Source organism: Acinetobacter sp. YH12052 (genome assembly GCF_013419835.1).
Classification (GTDB): Bacteria; Pseudomonadota; Gammaproteobacteria; order Pseudomonadales; family Moraxellaceae; genus Acinetobacter; species Acinetobacter amyesii.
Window position 1 is genome coordinate 175,206 of record NZ_VOZI01000003.1, and the last position, 15,045, is coordinate 190,250.

The 15,045-nt window shown below is 40.2% G+C and carries 15 protein-coding genes and 1 pseudogene; 5 read left to right on the forward strand and 11 right to left on the reverse strand.

Annotated features, from left to right (window positions below; all coding sequences use genetic code 11):
• Positions 1-143 precede the first annotated feature (143 nt).
• Positions 144-938, reverse strand: a complete 795-nt coding sequence (locus FTU06_RS03350; RefSeq protein ID WP_180021465.1) for a hypothetical protein — start codon at positions 936-938, stop codon at positions 144-146.
• A gap of 171 nt (positions 939-1,109) precedes the next feature.
• On the opposite strand from FTU06_RS03350, the gene metG reads away from it, so the two are divergent.
• Positions 1,110-3,167: a methionine--tRNA ligase gene (metG, locus tag FTU06_RS03355; protein WP_180144948.1), complete on the forward strand. Its 2,058-nt coding sequence runs from the start codon at positions 1,110-1,112 to the stop codon at positions 3,165-3,167.
• Positions 3,168-3,455: 288 nt separating this feature from the next.
• Here metG and FTU06_RS03360 read toward each other — a convergent pair whose 3' ends face one another.
• Entirely contained in the window at positions 3,456-4,043 is a 588-nt protein-coding gene (locus FTU06_RS03360; RefSeq protein WP_180021298.1) for a DUF4375 domain-containing protein, read from the reverse strand.
• A 136-nt stretch (positions 4,044-4,179) separates the two neighbouring features.
• Between FTU06_RS03360 and FTU06_RS03365 the strand changes: the two are divergent.
• A pseudogene (locus FTU06_RS03365) lies at positions 4,180-5,113 on the forward strand (IS5 family transposase).
• Positions 5,114-5,387: 274 nt separating this feature from the next.
• Here FTU06_RS03365 and FTU06_RS03370 read toward each other — a convergent pair.
• From FTU06_RS03370 to FTU06_RS03385, 4 genes are all read right to left on the reverse strand, one after another.
• Positions 5,388-6,068 carry a GNA1162 family protein gene (locus tag FTU06_RS03370; protein ID WP_180007515.1) on the reverse strand — a complete coding sequence of 227 codons (681 nt, stop codon included), beginning with the start codon at positions 6,066-6,068 and terminating at the stop codon, positions 5,388-5,390.
• Positions 6,065-6,421, reverse strand: coding sequence for a DUF4810 domain-containing protein (locus FTU06_RS03375; protein ID WP_180007598.1), 357 nt, complete (start codon positions 6,419-6,421; stop codon positions 6,065-6,067). The genes FTU06_RS03370 and FTU06_RS03375 overlap by 4 nt, the downstream gene beginning before the upstream one ends.
• A 33-nt stretch (positions 6,422-6,454) precedes the next feature.
• The gene (locus FTU06_RS03380; RefSeq protein ID WP_180007514.1) at positions 6,455-7,129 is read right to left on the reverse strand and encodes a CsgG/HfaB family protein; all 675 of its coding nucleotides are present in this window, start codon (positions 7,127-7,129) and stop codon (positions 6,455-6,457) included.
• A 244-nt stretch (positions 7,130-7,373) separates the two neighbouring features.
• Positions 7,374-7,997, reverse strand: coding sequence for a LysE family translocator (locus FTU06_RS03385; protein WP_180144951.1), 624 nt, complete (start codon positions 7,995-7,997; stop codon positions 7,374-7,376).
• 171 nt (positions 7,998-8,168) lie between these two features.
• Between FTU06_RS03385 and FTU06_RS03390 the strand changes: the two genes are divergently transcribed.
• Entirely contained in the window at positions 8,169-8,627 is a 459-nt protein-coding gene (locus FTU06_RS03390) for a DIP1984 family protein (RefSeq protein WP_180004754.1), read from the forward strand.
• A gap of 238 nt (positions 8,628-8,865) precedes the next feature.
• Here the strand turns inward: FTU06_RS03390 and FTU06_RS03395 are convergent, their stop codons facing one another.
• Entirely contained in the window at positions 8,866-9,069 is a 204-nt protein-coding gene (locus FTU06_RS03395) for an NF038215 family lipoprotein (RefSeq protein ID WP_180064033.1), read from the reverse strand.
• A gap of 281 nt (positions 9,070-9,350) precedes the next feature.
• Between FTU06_RS03395 and FTU06_RS03400 the strand changes: the two genes are divergently transcribed.
• Both FTU06_RS03400 and FTU06_RS03405 read left to right on the forward strand, forming a co-directional pair.
• Positions 9,351-10,241, forward strand: coding sequence for a 1-aminocyclopropane-1-carboxylate deaminase/D-cysteine desulfhydrase (locus FTU06_RS03400; RefSeq protein WP_180144954.1), 891 nt, complete (start codon positions 9,351-9,353; stop codon positions 10,239-10,241).
• Between the two features lie 33 nt (positions 10,242-10,274).
• Complete coding sequence (locus tag FTU06_RS03405) at positions 10,275-11,474, forward strand: NAD(P)/FAD-dependent oxidoreductase (protein WP_180144956.1); 1,200 nt, start codon at positions 10,275-10,277, stop codon at positions 11,472-11,474.
• Between the two features lie 452 nt (positions 11,475-11,926).
• On the opposite strand, the gene FTU06_RS03410 is transcribed toward FTU06_RS03405, so the two are convergent.
• The 4 genes from FTU06_RS03410 to FTU06_RS03425 all read right to left on the reverse strand — a co-directional run bounded on the left by FTU06_RS03410 (position 11,927) and on the right by FTU06_RS03425 (position 14,795).
• Complete coding sequence (locus tag FTU06_RS03410) at positions 11,927-12,088, reverse strand: hypothetical protein (protein ID WP_180009855.1); 162 nt, start codon at positions 12,086-12,088, stop codon at positions 11,927-11,929.
• Between the two features lie 124 nt (positions 12,089-12,212).
• Positions 12,213-12,395, reverse strand: a complete 183-nt coding sequence (locus FTU06_RS03415; RefSeq protein WP_180094345.1) for a hypothetical protein — start codon at positions 12,393-12,395, stop codon at positions 12,213-12,215.
• A gap of 68 nt (positions 12,396-12,463) precedes the next feature.
• A complete protein-coding gene (locus FTU06_RS03420) occupies positions 12,464-14,242 on the reverse strand; it encodes a mechanosensitive ion channel (protein ID WP_180144959.1) in 1,779 nt (592 codons plus the stop codon).
• A gap of 274 nt (positions 14,243-14,516) precedes the next feature.
• On the reverse strand, positions 14,517-14,795 hold the full coding sequence (locus FTU06_RS03425) for a hypothetical protein (protein ID WP_078191085.1): 279 nt from the start codon (positions 14,793-14,795) through the stop codon (positions 14,517-14,519).
• Positions 14,796-15,045 lie beyond the last annotated feature (250 nt).

Consider the following 15,045-nt stretch of genomic DNA (forward strand, 5'->3'; position numbering starts at 1 on the left):
AAAACGCCATGTGATTGCCTATTTTCACAATGGCTTGATGCAAATATGCATGGTCGATTTTACTCTATGCTTTTAATTTTAAAGGATGATGTAATGCAAAGAGATCAATGCCACTCCTATGCATTGATCTCTTGAAATTAAACTTATTTGCTGACCGTACTCATAAAGCTCACTGCGGAAAACAGCCAAATAAACAGGATAAAACTCCGTCCCTGATTAAAATGCGCGACATCGGTACCATGCAAAATATTATGACGGGTCATCGCTACGGTAGAGCTGCTATCCATTTGATAGGCCGCCAATTCGGCAAAATACGGATTCAACTCATTGGCAATTTTAGATTTGTGCCAAAGGCTTTTAATTTCACTGCCTTTAAGTCCCGGTACAATTTTATAGACATCGACAAATTTAGTGCCGTTTTGATTTAAGAAACCGGTTTGAATCAAGACGTCCGTCAAAATACCTTCAAGCTGTGCATATAACACAGGGATACAGCCTGCATGAATATTTAATTTATACAGTTTAAACGCATCTAAAAGTACCTGACGGCGCGCTGCTTTATGTTCACCAATATTCAAAGCATCAAAGGCTTTCAACATTTCAGTTTGGAAAAACTCGCTATTGATGACATTCAGAAAATCAAAGTCTGCATCATTTTCATGTTGATGAAGCAGTTGCCAAAAATACAATAAATTTAAAGCATCATTCGCTACTTTCATTTCTACCGGCTGATCTAATTCATCGGCCAAAATATCGAAGTAAGGCTCATCTTGTGCCAAATGACGCAGGGTTTGAATCAGTAAGGCATGCTCATCTGCTGAAATCTGTTCTAAATATTGCTGCGCATCTTTGATAATGTGATGCCCCAATTTATGACGCTGTTCATTTTGAGGAATACGAGTGATTGGCTGATCGTCTTCATAGTCATCTTCATACATGGGCTTGTTACTCTTAGGCATCACAGTTATGCCCTATTATCACTGTAATTGTGTCAGCAATATAGATTTTTTTACTTTTGCAAAGATTTCACCTATTCCCTTGTGCAAGTACTGGCTATCTCATGTAAAATTACAGCCCATTGCATAAATACGAATGAGAGAGTCATATCCGTGCGTAATATTTTAGTTACTAACGCCCTTCCATACGCGAATGGCCCAATTCATATGGGTCATTTACTCGGTTATATCCAAGCTGATATTTGGGTTCGTGCCATGCGTGCAATGGGTCATAACGTGACTTATGTATGTGCGGATGATGCTCACGGCACAGCGATTATGCTACGTGCGGAAGCCAATGGTATTTCGCCTGAACAGCAAATTGCCAATGTGCAAAAAGAACATGAACGTGACTTTGCTGGCTTTAGAGTTGACTTTGACCATTACGACTCAACTAATAGCCCTGAAAACCAAGCACGCGCTTCAGAGATTTACATTAAGAACCGTGAAGCGGACAACATTGCTGTACGCCCTGTGACGCAATTGTTTGACCCTGAAAAAGCAATGTTCTTGTCGGATCGTTTCATTAAAGGTACATGCCCGAAATGTAAAGCGGAAGACCAATACGGCGACTCATGTGAAGTGTGTGGTACAACATACAACGCAACTGAATTGTTGAATCCAAAATCGACTTTAAGCGGTGCGACACCTGTAGAAAAATCTTCAGATCACTACTTCTTTAAGCTACCGAATTTTGGTGATTACCTACAAAAATGGACACGTGACGAAGGTCGTCTGCCTGTGTCGATTGCCAACAAACTCGATGAATGGTTTGAAGCAGGTCTGTCTGATTGGGACATCTCACGTGATGCGCCTTACTTCGGTTTTGAAATTCCAGATGCGCCAAACAAATACTTCTACGTTTGGGTTGATGCGCCAATTGGCTATATGTCGAGCTTTGAAAACTACATCAAGACTAAACGTCCTGACCTAAGCTTTGAAGACTACTGGAAAAAAGATTCTAAAAATGAGGTGTATCACTTCATTGGTAAAGACATCGTTTACTTCCACGCGTTGTTCTGGCCTGCAATGCTTGAAGGTGCAAACTACCGTACCCCTACAAGCCTATTCGTAAACGGTTTCTTGACTGTAAATGGTCAGAAGATGTCTAAATCTCGTGGTACATTCATTAAAGCGGAAACGTATCTTGAGCATTTAAACCCTGAATACTTACGTTACTACTTCGCGTCTAAACTTTCTGACAAAGTTGAAGATTCTGACTTGAACCTTGATGATTTCGTTCAGAAAGTAAACTCTGACTTGGTTGGTAAAGTGGTTAACATCGCAAGCCGTTGTGCGAAATTCATCAATACTAAATTTGATAACAAACTAAGTGCAACATGTGCTGAACCTGAATTGGTACAAAGCTTTATTGATGCAGGCGCTTCAATCGCAGCGCAATACGAAGCACGTGAATTCTCTGCGGCAATCCGTGAAATCATGGCGCTTGCAGATAAAGCCAACCAATACATCGACGAGAAAAAGCCTTGGGCACTTGCGAAAATTGAAGGCGAGGAACAGCAAGTTCATGATGTATGTTCTGTTGGTATTAACTTGTTCCGTCAATTGGCGGTTTACCTTGCACCAGTACTTCCTACCTTGGCAGCAGAAGTTCAAAGCTTCTTAAAATTAGAATCTTTCGACTTTGCGTCTGGTAAAACGATTTTGGTGGATCATGAAATTGCTCAATTCCAACCATTGATGCAGCGTGTAGACCCGAAAGCGGTTGCTGCTATGGTTGATGCATCTAAAGATTCTTTAGCTGCACCTGCCGAAGCACCAAAAGCTGAGAAGAAAAAAGAGAAGAAAGCTGAAAAGAAACCTGAGCTTAAAGTTGGCGAAGCTGAAATTATCGGTATCGAAGACTTTATGAAAGTTGACCTGCGTGTGGCTGAAGTTTTAGAAGCAGCTCATGTTGAAGGTTCAGACAAACTGCTTCAATTGACTTTAAATGTCGGCGAAGCTGAGCCACGTAACGTGTTTAGCGGTATTCGTGAGTTCTACCAACCTGAAGACTTAAAAGGCAAATTGGTAGTGATGGTGGCTAACCTTGCACCACGTAAGATGCGTTTTGGTATTTCTAACGGTATGGTATTAGCTGCGGGTAATGGCGATGGCGTTTGGGTGATTTCACCTGAAAGCGGTGCTAAAGCTGGTGATAAAGTGTCTTAATTTTTAGATTAAGATAAGAAAAAGCCTCTACGTTGTAGGGGCTTTTTTATGCCTTTAGGTTCCCTCTCCTTTTAGGAGATGAGAAGCACTGCTTCGCAAGGTAACAAAAAATCTTTTGTTTACTTGATGGTGCGTCCATGTATCACAAGTGAACGGCGACATCCATGTCGCCTACCATCTAAAACAATGCTCTGTGACTAGTTCTGTTTTTTATGAAATCGAGCAAATCAGCTGTAAATTTTAGAACTTCAGCATTTGCCTTGTCGTATTGCAAAGAATCACTTTTAGCTACTCATATACTTTAAATAAATGATTCATTTCGACAAATTGACGTAACTTTTGATCAAGTTGATCTGGAAACTCCCCAAAAAATTTATCCAACTGATCCAATTGAATACTTTCAGCTTCGGTGCTGTTTTTTAAAATATTAAATCTTAATCCTTGCTCAAATGGAACCTCTAAAGCACCAAATAATAGTATTTTCGCACTTTCTAATAATTCTAAACTTTCAAAAGCCTGTAACGCTTTTAGAGCTTGTATCGTTTCAGCATAATAATCGCCTGAGCTATTATGAAAATATTGATCAAATCCACCATTAAAAACTTCTGCAATTAATATTTTCACAACAAAATAGACTTGATTCTCAAAACTTAGTTTTTTCAAATCCTCTAAATCAGATACCTGCTGTGATAAATTCAACCAATATACATATTCTTCAGATGCTCTATATTTTTTCTCCTCATCGTAGTATTTCTTAGCTGCTTCTATTTGGTTTCTATAGCCTTTAGCACAAGGAACACATAAACCCTGATTCTTTATTGCCGTATCAGATAAAATAAGTGCTTTACAAGTCAAACAAGCAATTCTTGTTTCCATTTACACCTCCATATATTTTATGCTTGCAGATACACATTACCCTAAGCAACTTCCAATAATAAGATTATTCCTACTTAAAAAAGGCTTTGTTGCACAAACCTATCTGTAAAGGCTTTTTCAGCGATATAATTTTCAAATGAAGAAGCTTACACACAAAATCTACCGCACAACCAATTGGGCCCGCATATAACCGAGCACTCATGAGTCGCGGAAATATTGCCCTTTGGTTTGATTCTGCTACGCAATGGTATGCACCATCAAAAGGCAAACAAGGGCGAAATCAAACCTACTCCGACGCAGCCATCCAATGCTGCTTAATGATTAAATCCTTATTTCGTCTGTCTTTACGTATGGTTACTGGCTTTGTGCAAAGTCTGATTAAACTTTGCGGATTAAATTGGATAGCTCCAGATTACACCACGCTTTGTAGAAGACAAAAGCATATTGATATTGTAATCAGCTACCAAAAAAGTAGCGATGGGCTGCATCTACTCATAGACTCTACAGGCATGAAGTTTCTAGGTGAGGGCGAATGGAAGCGCAAGAAACATGGACCTGAATATCGTCGCCAATGGCGTAAACTTCATATTGGTATAGATGCTGAAACCCTTCAAATACGCGCCATTCAACTCACTACAAATAATGTGAGTGATTCACAAGTGCTTGGTGATTTACTCGATCAGATTCCACAAGATGAGCAGATTGACTCTGTTTATACCGATGGAGCTTATGACACCAAGCAATGCCGTCAGGTCATTGCAGATCGGCAAGCGCATGCGGTGATTCCACCTAGAAAAAATGCGAAACCATGGAAAGATATAAAGAGTAGCTCGCTAGAGCGAAATGAATTACTTCGAACAGTTACACGTTTAGGCAGGACACTATGGAAAAAATGGTCAGGCTATCATCGGCGAAGTTTGGTTGAAACTAAGATGTACTGCATTAAATTATTAGGAGATAAACTCAATACAAGGAGTTTTGATAGCCAAGTGAATGAGATACATACACGTGTAGCAGTCCTCAACAGATTTACGGAATTAGGTCGACCACTTACCCAAGTTACGCCTTAAATTTGGCTCAATTAGGGGCGTTTTGCATTTCCAATCTTTGTGCAACAAAGCCCTTAAAAAATAAAAATTAAACCAAAAATAATCACATTTATATTCGAGAAACGATCAATTTTTTTTATTAAAAGGAAAAACAACCTAATGTATGCTAAAAACATCCACTATCTTACAAGGTATAAGAATTCCATGAAAAATATAAAACCCCTATTCTTTGCACGTATTCTCATCAACACATAAACATAACAACTAAAAAGCCCCTAACTAGAGGGGCTTTTTATTATTTCTGCGGACTTAATCCATTCTGCGCAAAGTTTGGCGAACGAGGCCCATACAACAAGCCCTTCTGCTCACTTAAACGAGGTGAATAAAGTAAATGACTAACTGTCCCAGACAACACATAAGCTTTATCGCTTAAATGATTCGAGATTTGGTCAACTAAAGCACCCACTAGCATACCGACTAAACCAGCATTATTGTTGCTGTTAGACAGCACTTGCTTTTCAGTTCCTTCCCAAAGTAACTCACCTGTTTTTAGATCAACTAACTTCGCTTCAACAGCAACCGTTGCAACAGTTTGAATAACTTGATACTTAGAACCGTATTCCTTCACTTTGACATAAAGCGCAGCATCAGCACCAAAGATTTCTTGAAGCTTTTTAGGGCTAATCGTTTGTGCATCTGCGCCGTTATAAACACCATTTTCTTTAAACATGGTGTCAACAACACTGATTGGAAAAACGTAATAGCCAGCTTCAGCTACTGGCACCGTCACAGTCGACCAGTAACTATTGGTTGCACGAGTATCAGGTGATTCATTCACAGGTGGCATCACCAAAATAGATTTTGGCATATTTGCAGTATAGGTACTTAAATCACGTGTATTTTTAGGTGCAGTTGCACAACCCGTTAATAAGCCAACAACGGCAGTAACTGTAAATAAAGTTTTTAAATGCTTCATTTTTTTGCTCCTGCTGAAGTTTGACCCGTCATTTTTTTCAATAAACGATCCATTAATACAGTCGACTCAGGATAGACCTGACGCTCAAGCTCAAAATATTGAATCGCACGCGGTGCATCATTCATATTTAGGTATTGCAGTCCCAAATGTGCATACAGTCCAGGCGGAACAGCTAAGTTTTTCGCCTTAGCTTTTTCAACGTCTTTTTCAAGTTTTAATACTTGATCTTGTGGCATCGCTTTCTCAGGCAAACTTAAAGATAAATAAGTTTGCTGTGGAAATTCACCCCAGCTGTACAATGACTTTGGCGCAGTTGCGCACCCAACCAAACTTAGCGAAATAAGACCGCTCATCAATAAAAAAATATGTCTCACAGCAACATCCTATTACTTGTTAGACCACTTGCCAGTCTGTAAATCAAGCACAAGATTATTCACTGCTTCACGTACAGCTAAATCTAAAACTTTACCATTTAATGTTGAATCGTAAGATGCAGTAGAGCCAAAGCCAAGTACTTCTCGTTCGCTGAGTGCGTACTCACCAGCACCTTGTACAGAGTGTACAATCTCAGCCGTTTTTACATCTACAATGTTTAGATTAACTTTTGCATAAGCAATTTGAGTTTTACCACGACCTAGTACACCAAAAAGCTGGTGATCACCCACTTCTTTACGACCAAACTCAGACACATCACCAGTTAATACAAAACGCGCACCTTTAATCGACTGCGCAGATTTACTGAATCCAGATTCCTGCTGTAATTCAGATAAATTATCGCGGTTAAGTACAGAGAAATATCCAGACTGCTGAAGATGCGTTTCTAAAATTGTTTTTGCTTGACCACCTAAACGATCAACATTATCCGAAAAAATACCACGCATATAGCTTGAGCGATTGTCAAATTTACCAATCGAAACAGGTGTTTTTACACCAGTATATTGAACCGCTGCGGTTGCTGCTGTGACTTGCGGCGCTTGTATAGTTCTAGAAGTCTCTGTTGTTGAACAAGCTGTTAAAGACATACACCCCAATGCAGCTATTAATAAAATTTTATTAGACATATCATCCCTCTGATATTTATATAAAAAGCATACAAATAATAACAGTAAATAACATGATAAATGAAGAAATTTACCCGTTTAATAGCAACAAATATCGATCTAATTAACTTGTTTTTAACTCAGCTCTACCAACACATATAGCAGAATTAATACGCGACAGCCTGCAAAGATACATTTGACCTCAAAAATTTCAGCATAAAAAAGCCTCTATTCGTAGAGGCTTTTTTTGGGGAGCTAAGTTCAATCACTTCATCCCAAAAATCAGCTTTAACCCAAGCACTGTCATCACTGCCCCAGCTGCCCGATCAAAACCCGCTTTAAACTTCAAATAGACTTTACGTGGTTTTTCTGCTGACAACGCCACAGCGACCAATGAGCACCAGCCTGCATCGATAAAGAAACACAAAACTGGCAATACAAAGTAGAAATACGTCGGAATCTCTTTCGGTAAAAGTGCCGTAAAAATACTGGCTAACACAATTGCAATTTTCGGATTCGACAACTGAGTAATTAAACCAGTCGTAAATGCACGACGGAGTGACATTTGCGAATTGCTCGCATCGCCTGCTTCAATCGGTTCTTTGGCATGTTTTATAATTTTAAATGCCATCCAAAGCAGATATAAACCACCACAAATTTTTAAAGCCAAATATGCAGAAGGTACAGCCAATAATAATGCCTGCAAACCCAATACCGCTAAAAGCCCAAATATTGCAGCGCCCAAACCTGTACCAAGTGCAGTAAATAAACCGTGTTTACGTGAAATCGCAATGGAATTCTTCGCCACATAAATTGACGTTGGCCCCGGGCTCATTGCACCAAGTAATAGTGCTGCCGCAATCGAGCCTAATATCCAAAATGATTCCACTGTCACACCGTTTTCACTTAAATTCGTGGCAATTTTACAGATAGAATCTCTGAATTTCTCCCTATAATTTGCAGTGTATATTTCAATTGACCAAATTTTTCACTATAAATAACTTGAATACCGCATTAATCCATCGCATGATCGCTAAAAGTACAAATTAATATCAAGACAATGAAATTAGCCGAAGCCCTACTTTTACGCAGTGACTTACAAACTAAATTGGCCTCGCTGCAACAACGAATCAATAACAACGTGCTCATTCAAGAAGGTGATGCACCTAGCGAAGAACCGAATGCTTTAATTCAAGAAGCATTTGCCGTAAATACAGAACTTTATGGCTTAATTGAAAAGATTCACGCCACCAATGCACAGGCTAAAACCAGTTCTGGACGCTCCGTGCTTTCAGTGCTCAATGAACGTGATTTATTGACCCAACAGCATCGTATCTTGCAACAAGCGATTGACAGCTCACGCCGTGAAAATGGTCGTTATAGCTCAAGTGAAATCCGTTGGATTAAAACCATTGCAGTGGCAGATTTACAGAAACAGGCCGATAGCATTAGTCAGCAACTTAGACAAAATAACTTAGAAATTCAGGCATCCAATTGGCAAATAGACCTGATAGATTGACCTGATTTAAGCATTTGAACCACGGTTCATTCCAGTTCGGGCATACTGGGCGAGTACAGAGCCTTTTTAAATGTTTGTAAGGCTTTAATCCAACAAACTAAACTGCAGAAGTAAGACGTCTACTTCAAAATGTTCACACATCTGACGTAGCACACTGCATCTGTGACTCTTTACATGTCACGTCTCACTACCGTGTACTGACAGTATGTCCACCCTAATTTTTTTACGGATCCATCTGCTAATCGTCATCTGCAGCGGCTTCATTGAATGCAACATCTTCACGCGGTAATTTATAGTCATGGTCATTCACAGGGACACCGCCAATGATCATGGTGCGATGTTCATTTTGAGGACGATGCAATTCGTCTGTCGTATCACAGCCAACCATCCAAAAACTGCACAGGCACAGCATAGGCAGCACAGCCCGACTTAATTTGCTCATTGAATGCCCTCCATTTTTATAATTATCTTGTTTATAAATTCAGCATAGCATTTTTGTGCAGATATTCACCTTATTTATCTGCCGATTTAGGGTCAATTGTCAGGAATTATGTCTCTATGTCGTTTCCTATACTAATCATAGGATCATATGATATGTGCTGATATAAACGGAATCGTTCTCTTGGTAAACTAAATATACTCAACAGGATTTCATCTTCAGCACCTCCCGTTTTACAATGCCTACCTATTTGACCTCCAACCACCAAGATAACGATCACCAACATGTTTGAATCTATCGCCCACGCCATTCCTGAGCAGACTATTCAATATCAAGGGGTTAATTTGTGTATTAAGCGTTTGGACTTGGTACACCTGCAAATATCGGGTAATAAATTTTATAAACTTAAATACAATTTTATTGAGGCACAGAAATTAGGATTTAAACAGGTGCTTAGCTTTGGTGGTGCTTATTCAAATCACATTGCAGCCACTGCATATGCTGCACATTTATTTGGTTTAGGCAGTCTAGGCATCATCCGTGGGGAAGAACTACAACATCAAGCCCGAAATCCTACTTTAGCCACCGCCGAACAGTTTGGTATGCAGCTCAGTTTTGTCACACGCCAACAGTATCGGGAAATGAAACAAGTTGACGCTTTAGCGCAATTACGACAGGAATTTCCCGAACATTATGTCATTCCTGAAGGTGGAACCAATGCATTGGCAATCCGTGGCTGTACGGAAATCTTAAGCCATGAAAATCAACAAAATTTTGATCTCATCTGCTGTGCAGTCGGTACAGGTGGAACCATAACAGGCTTGATCGAAGCAAGTGCTGAACACCAACATGTTCTTGGCTTTTCTGCGCTCAAAGGTAATTTTCTTTGCGACGATGTTGCTCAGTTGACGCAGAAAACCAATTGGAACATCAGTGATGAATTTTGCTGTGGCGGCTATGCCAAAACAACGCCGGAACTTTTACAGTTTATGCAAGACTTTGAACATCGCTATGCGATCCCATTAGAACAGGTTTATACGGCTAAAATGTTGCGAGGTATTTTCAGCATGATTGAGCGGGGTCAGATTACAAGCCATCAACGTGTTTTAGTGATCCATACTGGTGGCCTACAAGGTCGCCTGAAAGGTTCAACCGAAGCGCTAAAAAGCGTATAATCCTGCGTCCTTTCTTCCACGCGGAAACTTACCATGTCGCAAAATCAATATGATGTCCTTGTTTTAGGTGCTGGCGCATCAGGCTTAATGACGGCATTTAAAGCGGCGCAGCGTGGACGCAAAGTTTTGGTGGTTGAAAAAGCTAATAAAGTTGGCAAAAAGATCCTAATGTCTGGCGGCGGTAAATGCAATTTCACCAATTTGTATGTCGAACCAGAAAATTATATTTCACATAATCCGCACTTTGTTATTTCGGCATTAACTCGCTATACCAACTGGGACTTCATTGGTATGGTCTGCGAATATGGCATTGAGTACGAAGAGCGCAAACATGGGCAGTTATTTACCCAAAATGGTGCAAAAGAAATTCTCACCATGCTATTGGCAGAATGTGACAAAACAGGCTTGGTGGATATTAAAACCAACTGTGAAGTAAAAGCAGTCAATGCCTTGCCAGAACAAGGCTTTCAAGTGGCAACCAATCTAGGCTATTTTGAAGCAGAATCGGTGGTTATTGCCAGTGGCGGTCTTTCTATTCCTACTTTAGGTGGTTCAGGAATTGGCTATGAGATTGCCAAACAATTTGGTCATTCTGTCTACCCCACTCGCGCTGGCTTAGTCCCCTTTACCTTCTCCGATAGTTTTAAAGAAGTCACCACTCGCTTGAGTGGCAATGCTGTTGAAGCCACGTTATCGAATGAGTTAAACAATTTTACTGAGGCTTTACTCTTTACTCACCGTGGTTTAAGTGGCCCAAGCTCATTGCAGCTTTCAAACTATTGGGATGTCGGTCAACGCTTTAACATCAATTTCCTGCCAACTTTAGATGTTTTAGATTTCCTCAAATCTAAAAAATCCAGTCAACCCAAAGTGTTACTGCGTACACTGTTCAATGAACACTTACCGAAAAGTGTGGTTGTGGAATTACAAAATCTGATTTGGCCTGAACAAGCTGAATTAGCCATTGGCAATATCAGTGATGAAAAACTGGAACTCATTGCAAGCCGTTTAGAAAGCTTTGAAGTGAAACCATCAGGCACTGAAGGTTACCGTACTGCAGAAGTTACACTGGGTGGTGTGGATACCACTGAAGTCTCATCAAAAACCATGGAAAGTAAAAAACAGAAAGGCTTGTACTTTATTGGCGAAGTGCTAGATGTAACGGGTCATTTAGGTGGATACAATTTCCAATGGGCATGGGCTTCTGCACATGCGGCTTCTGAATACGTCTGATCTCGACATAGCGTTAATTAAGCACTGAAGTTACGCCAGTAAGAGTAATTTCACATTTATAAAAATGATTTTTACGTCTATTCGACGGAGTCTTACATCTAAGGATTGAATAAAAAAATTAGCCTTCGGCTGGAGGAACTCTTACGAAGCACGCTTCTCATTAGGCAAAATGAGAAGTGAAGCTTCGCAAGGAAACCATCTTACGGAGCAATGCTCCTCACCGCAAAACTCGTTCACTACCTTCAAATGATTCGATGTATTGCAAAAACATTTTTGATTAAATGTAATCCTGTCTCAAACAATTGCGGATGACATTACCGCGTATCATTCTTTTATTTGAATCAAATAGGACTTCTGATGTCACGCAGAAACATCAGATAATCATAATCCGCAGATGAACTCTGCATAAAAAAAGGCTGATTCATTCAGCCCTTTTTCTTGCCCAATCTGACTTATTCAAGATAGTCGGTTTTAAATAATGATACTGACGACGTCGAAGTTCGTTGAATTGTCAGATCCATTTTTTCAACGGCAACTGAAATATGTTGTGGTTGCACGCTTGCTGTTTGTTTGAGTGTCGAAACTAAAGTATTGAACATTGAAATTACCCCCATTTTGCCATTCCTTTGCACGGATCATAGGTGTCATTCATGACAGCAATATGAATCCTAAGTTTTTATATTTTAAGTAATATTCCATATATCACTATTACTTAAAATACCAATTTTCGGGTAAATTTCAATCATTATTTTTGGACTGATTGGTATAATTTTTTTCACTTTCTGGCGGTGATTGTTCTGTCTGCTCCAAATCAGTGCGTTTTGATTTTGCAAAAATAAAGCGTCGTGCGCTCGCCAAAAAACCCACCGTGATCCCTGCAATAATCACTGGGGCTAAAAATTTATTCGGTGCTTTTGCCATACAATATTCCTTATAGAGCATTAAAATCGACCACCTAAGCGTGGCCGATTTTGTACAGACGGAACAGGTTAATTAGGGTCATCCGGTTTTGGCGGAGTTACAGGTGCCGAAGGTACATCGACCTCTTTTTCAGCCTCACCAGTTGAACCAAATGGATTATTTTGGGGTTGATCACTTGGGTTTACATCCAACTGATCTGGCGTGGCCGTTTCTTTTTCACTGACGCCGGGTGCAGCCTGTTGAATGTTTGGATAGCCATCGTCGATTTTCACTTCAGAAGTCATCACAGATGTTGATGGCGTTGGACTCGCTGCAGACGATGTTGGCGTATTAAAAGTGGTTTTTGCCTTCGCCTGTTCTTGAACTGGATTCGGTTCGTTGGCTTCACGTTTTGCTTTATCAATTAGATCTGATAACAATCGTTCTGCTGGATTGCGACCGCCCAAACCAAAGGCCAAAGCGAAAGCAACTGCGACCGCGCCGAGGGTTAAACCAAAGGCCAAATTTACGATCGAGTCGGCAATACCCATGGCACGTAAGCCCATGGCGACAACCAAGCCCATAATCAGCACACGAACCAAATTACCTAACCAACGTGAACTGTTGTATTCCCCACGTTGCACCACATTTGCCACAATATTGGCAAGCCAGAAGCCCACCACCAAGATCACGGCACCAAGTAAAATACTTGCACCGAACTGGATAAACATGGCAATCAAGGCACTGATTTGTTCAAAGCCTAAACGGTTAGCGGCTTCAGATACCGCAAACAGCATGGTGAAAAATACGATCAGGCAACCGACCACATCCGACACTTTGGTATTGCCCAAAAAGCGTTGAATGTCTAATTTTTCTGGTACAGCATCGACACCAGTACCCGAGATCACATCTACCACTAGACGTGCCACAAAACGTGATACCACATAAGCCAAGATTAAGATTAAACCTGCGGCAATGATGTTCGGTATCGCATACATGATCTCATGCAACATGGCTGTTGCAGGCTGAGAAATCGCCTCGATACCAAGTGCTTCGAAAGCCACAATTAAAGCCGTGATAATGACTATAGCAAAGACGAAATTACCCAATACTTGAGCAAGTTTTGCGTTTTTGAACATGCCCACTTTTTCGACTTGCTGCTGCAGGCTTAAACTGTTCACCAAGCCTTCCACGATGCCTCGTACAATCTTCGCCAAAATATAACCCACAAAGACGATAACACCTGCAATAAAGATATTGGGAAGATAAGAAACAACTTCAGTGACCATATTTTGGATTGGGAACAAGAGGCCGTTCAAACCCAAGATCGATAAAACAATCGGTAGGAAAAGTAACAAGATTAGCCAATAAACAATTTCACTGATATTTTGACTGATTGGGCTGACGCCAACCTCGGAACTGAGTTTTTCATCGAGTTGGGTTTTATCCAGCAGTTTCTTTGAACCGACTTTGACCAAACTCGCCACGATCCAACCAATAAAACCTACAGCTACCGCAGCCAAGAGCTGTGGAATAAATAACAAGAACTGCTGAATCATATTACTGAATGGGCCACTGACACTGGTCAAATTCAGCACATTGAGCGCACCAATGACGGCAATGATCAAAATAATCCAGAACACTACTCTGGAGACTATATTTTCAACATTGGAACGGTGCCCAGTTGCATTTGAAAGTTTTTGATTTGTACCTAATTGTTGCAGAACTTTTTTGACGCCAGCAGCAATCAATAAAGCAATGACCCAACCAATCAGGAGAATTGCTACTGCACTTAAAATGGGGTGAAACTGTTCCCAATAATACATGGCATCAAAACGGCCACGCGGACCACCCAGATAATCATTCATACGTTCGCCCTCATTGTTATACATGATCTGTTGTTATGTGCATTTTTACGTATGCCGCGATATCACACAGCATTGGTGCTTTAAACTTGAGCTTTCTTTTCCACCTTAGTTTTTGCGTATTTTTTAATCAACCAAAGTATGCATAACTCCAACAAAAGCTCACAATTGAATGTAAAAAAGCCTTGGCATAACCAAGGCTTTATTTGTGTCATTCTGATGAGATGCTTAAGGTTCAGATCTTGCAATCATGTAAATCTGACTCATGTATTTATCATCAATGATCTGTCGCAGTTGCAGTATTTGAATCATTGGCAACAGCTTCATCCCCCGCTGTACCGCTAGTCGTATCATTGGCAGTTGCAGTTTGTGCATTCGGTGCAGGATGATCAGGTGGTGCATCCGAAGCAGACGGTTTCATATCTGCAAACATATAAAACAATAACGCGATTAAGAAGATACCCACTAAAATTAGCATATACACTGGGATACGTTTTTTTTGTGTTGTTTCTTCTGCGCTGGTGGTATGGGGCGGTTTATTAAAATCGTGTGTCATATTCCCCTCGCTATTTTGTTGTTCGTCGTTCACTTTTTATACTAACAATACAATATCCTTTGTTGTGTGAAGAACAATTACAATCCGTGAAAACATGTAACTTGAAAGATCAGTTCAATTTACATCCGTCTTGCTGTTTAAATAGATGACTGATTTTTAGATTTAAAATCAATCGCTAAGGTAAAAACATCGGAGCATGAAATGAATGTACCATTTCAATCGTATTCATTTTCAGAGTATCAAGTGTTGC

Coding starts and splice junctions, on each gene's coding strand:
- FTU06_RS03370 (WP_180007515.1), bottom strand. CDS start 6,068: ATGAAGCATTTAAAAACTTTATTTACAGTTACTGCCGTTGTTGGCTTA.
- FTU06_RS03420 (WP_180144959.1), bottom strand. CDS start 14,242: ATGAATGATTATCTGGGTGGTCCGCGTGGCCGTTTTGATGCCATGTAT.
- FTU06_RS03380 (WP_180007514.1), bottom strand. CDS start 7,129: ATGTCTAATAAAATTTTATTAATAGCTGCATTGGGGTGTATGTCTTTA.
- FTU06_RS03390 (WP_180004754.1), top strand. CDS start 8,169: ATGAAATTAGCCGAAGCCCTACTTTTACGCAGTGACTTACAAACTAAA.
- FTU06_RS03415 (WP_180094345.1), bottom strand. CDS start 12,395: ATGGCAAAAGCACCGAATAAATTTTTAGCCCCAGTGATTATTGCAGGG.
- FTU06_RS03410 (WP_180009855.1), bottom strand. CDS start 12,088: ATGGGGGTAATTTCAATGTTCAATACTTTAGTTTCGACACTCAAACAA.
- FTU06_RS03425 (WP_078191085.1), bottom strand. CDS start 14,795: ATGACACACGATTTTAATAAACCGCCCCATACCACCAGCGCAGAAGAA.
- FTU06_RS03405 (WP_180144956.1), top strand. CDS start 10,275: ATGTCGCAAAATCAATATGATGTCCTTGTTTTAGGTGCTGGCGCATCA.
- FTU06_RS03375 (WP_180007598.1), bottom strand. CDS start 6,421: ATGAGCGGTCTTATTTCGCTAAGTTTGGTTGGGTGCGCAACTGCGCCA.
- FTU06_RS03360 (WP_180021298.1), bottom strand. CDS start 4,043: ATGGAAACAAGAATTGCTTGTTTGACTTGTAAAGCACTTATTTTATCT.
- FTU06_RS03350 (WP_180021465.1), bottom strand. CDS start 938: ATGTATGAAGATGACTATGAAGACGATCAGCCAATCACTCGTATTCCT.
- FTU06_RS03395 (WP_180064033.1), bottom strand. CDS start 9,069: ATGAGCAAATTAAGTCGGGCTGTGCTGCCTATGCTGTGCCTGTGCAGT.
- FTU06_RS03400 (WP_180144954.1), top strand. CDS start 9,351: ATGTTTGAATCTATCGCCCACGCCATTCCTGAGCAGACTATTCAATAT.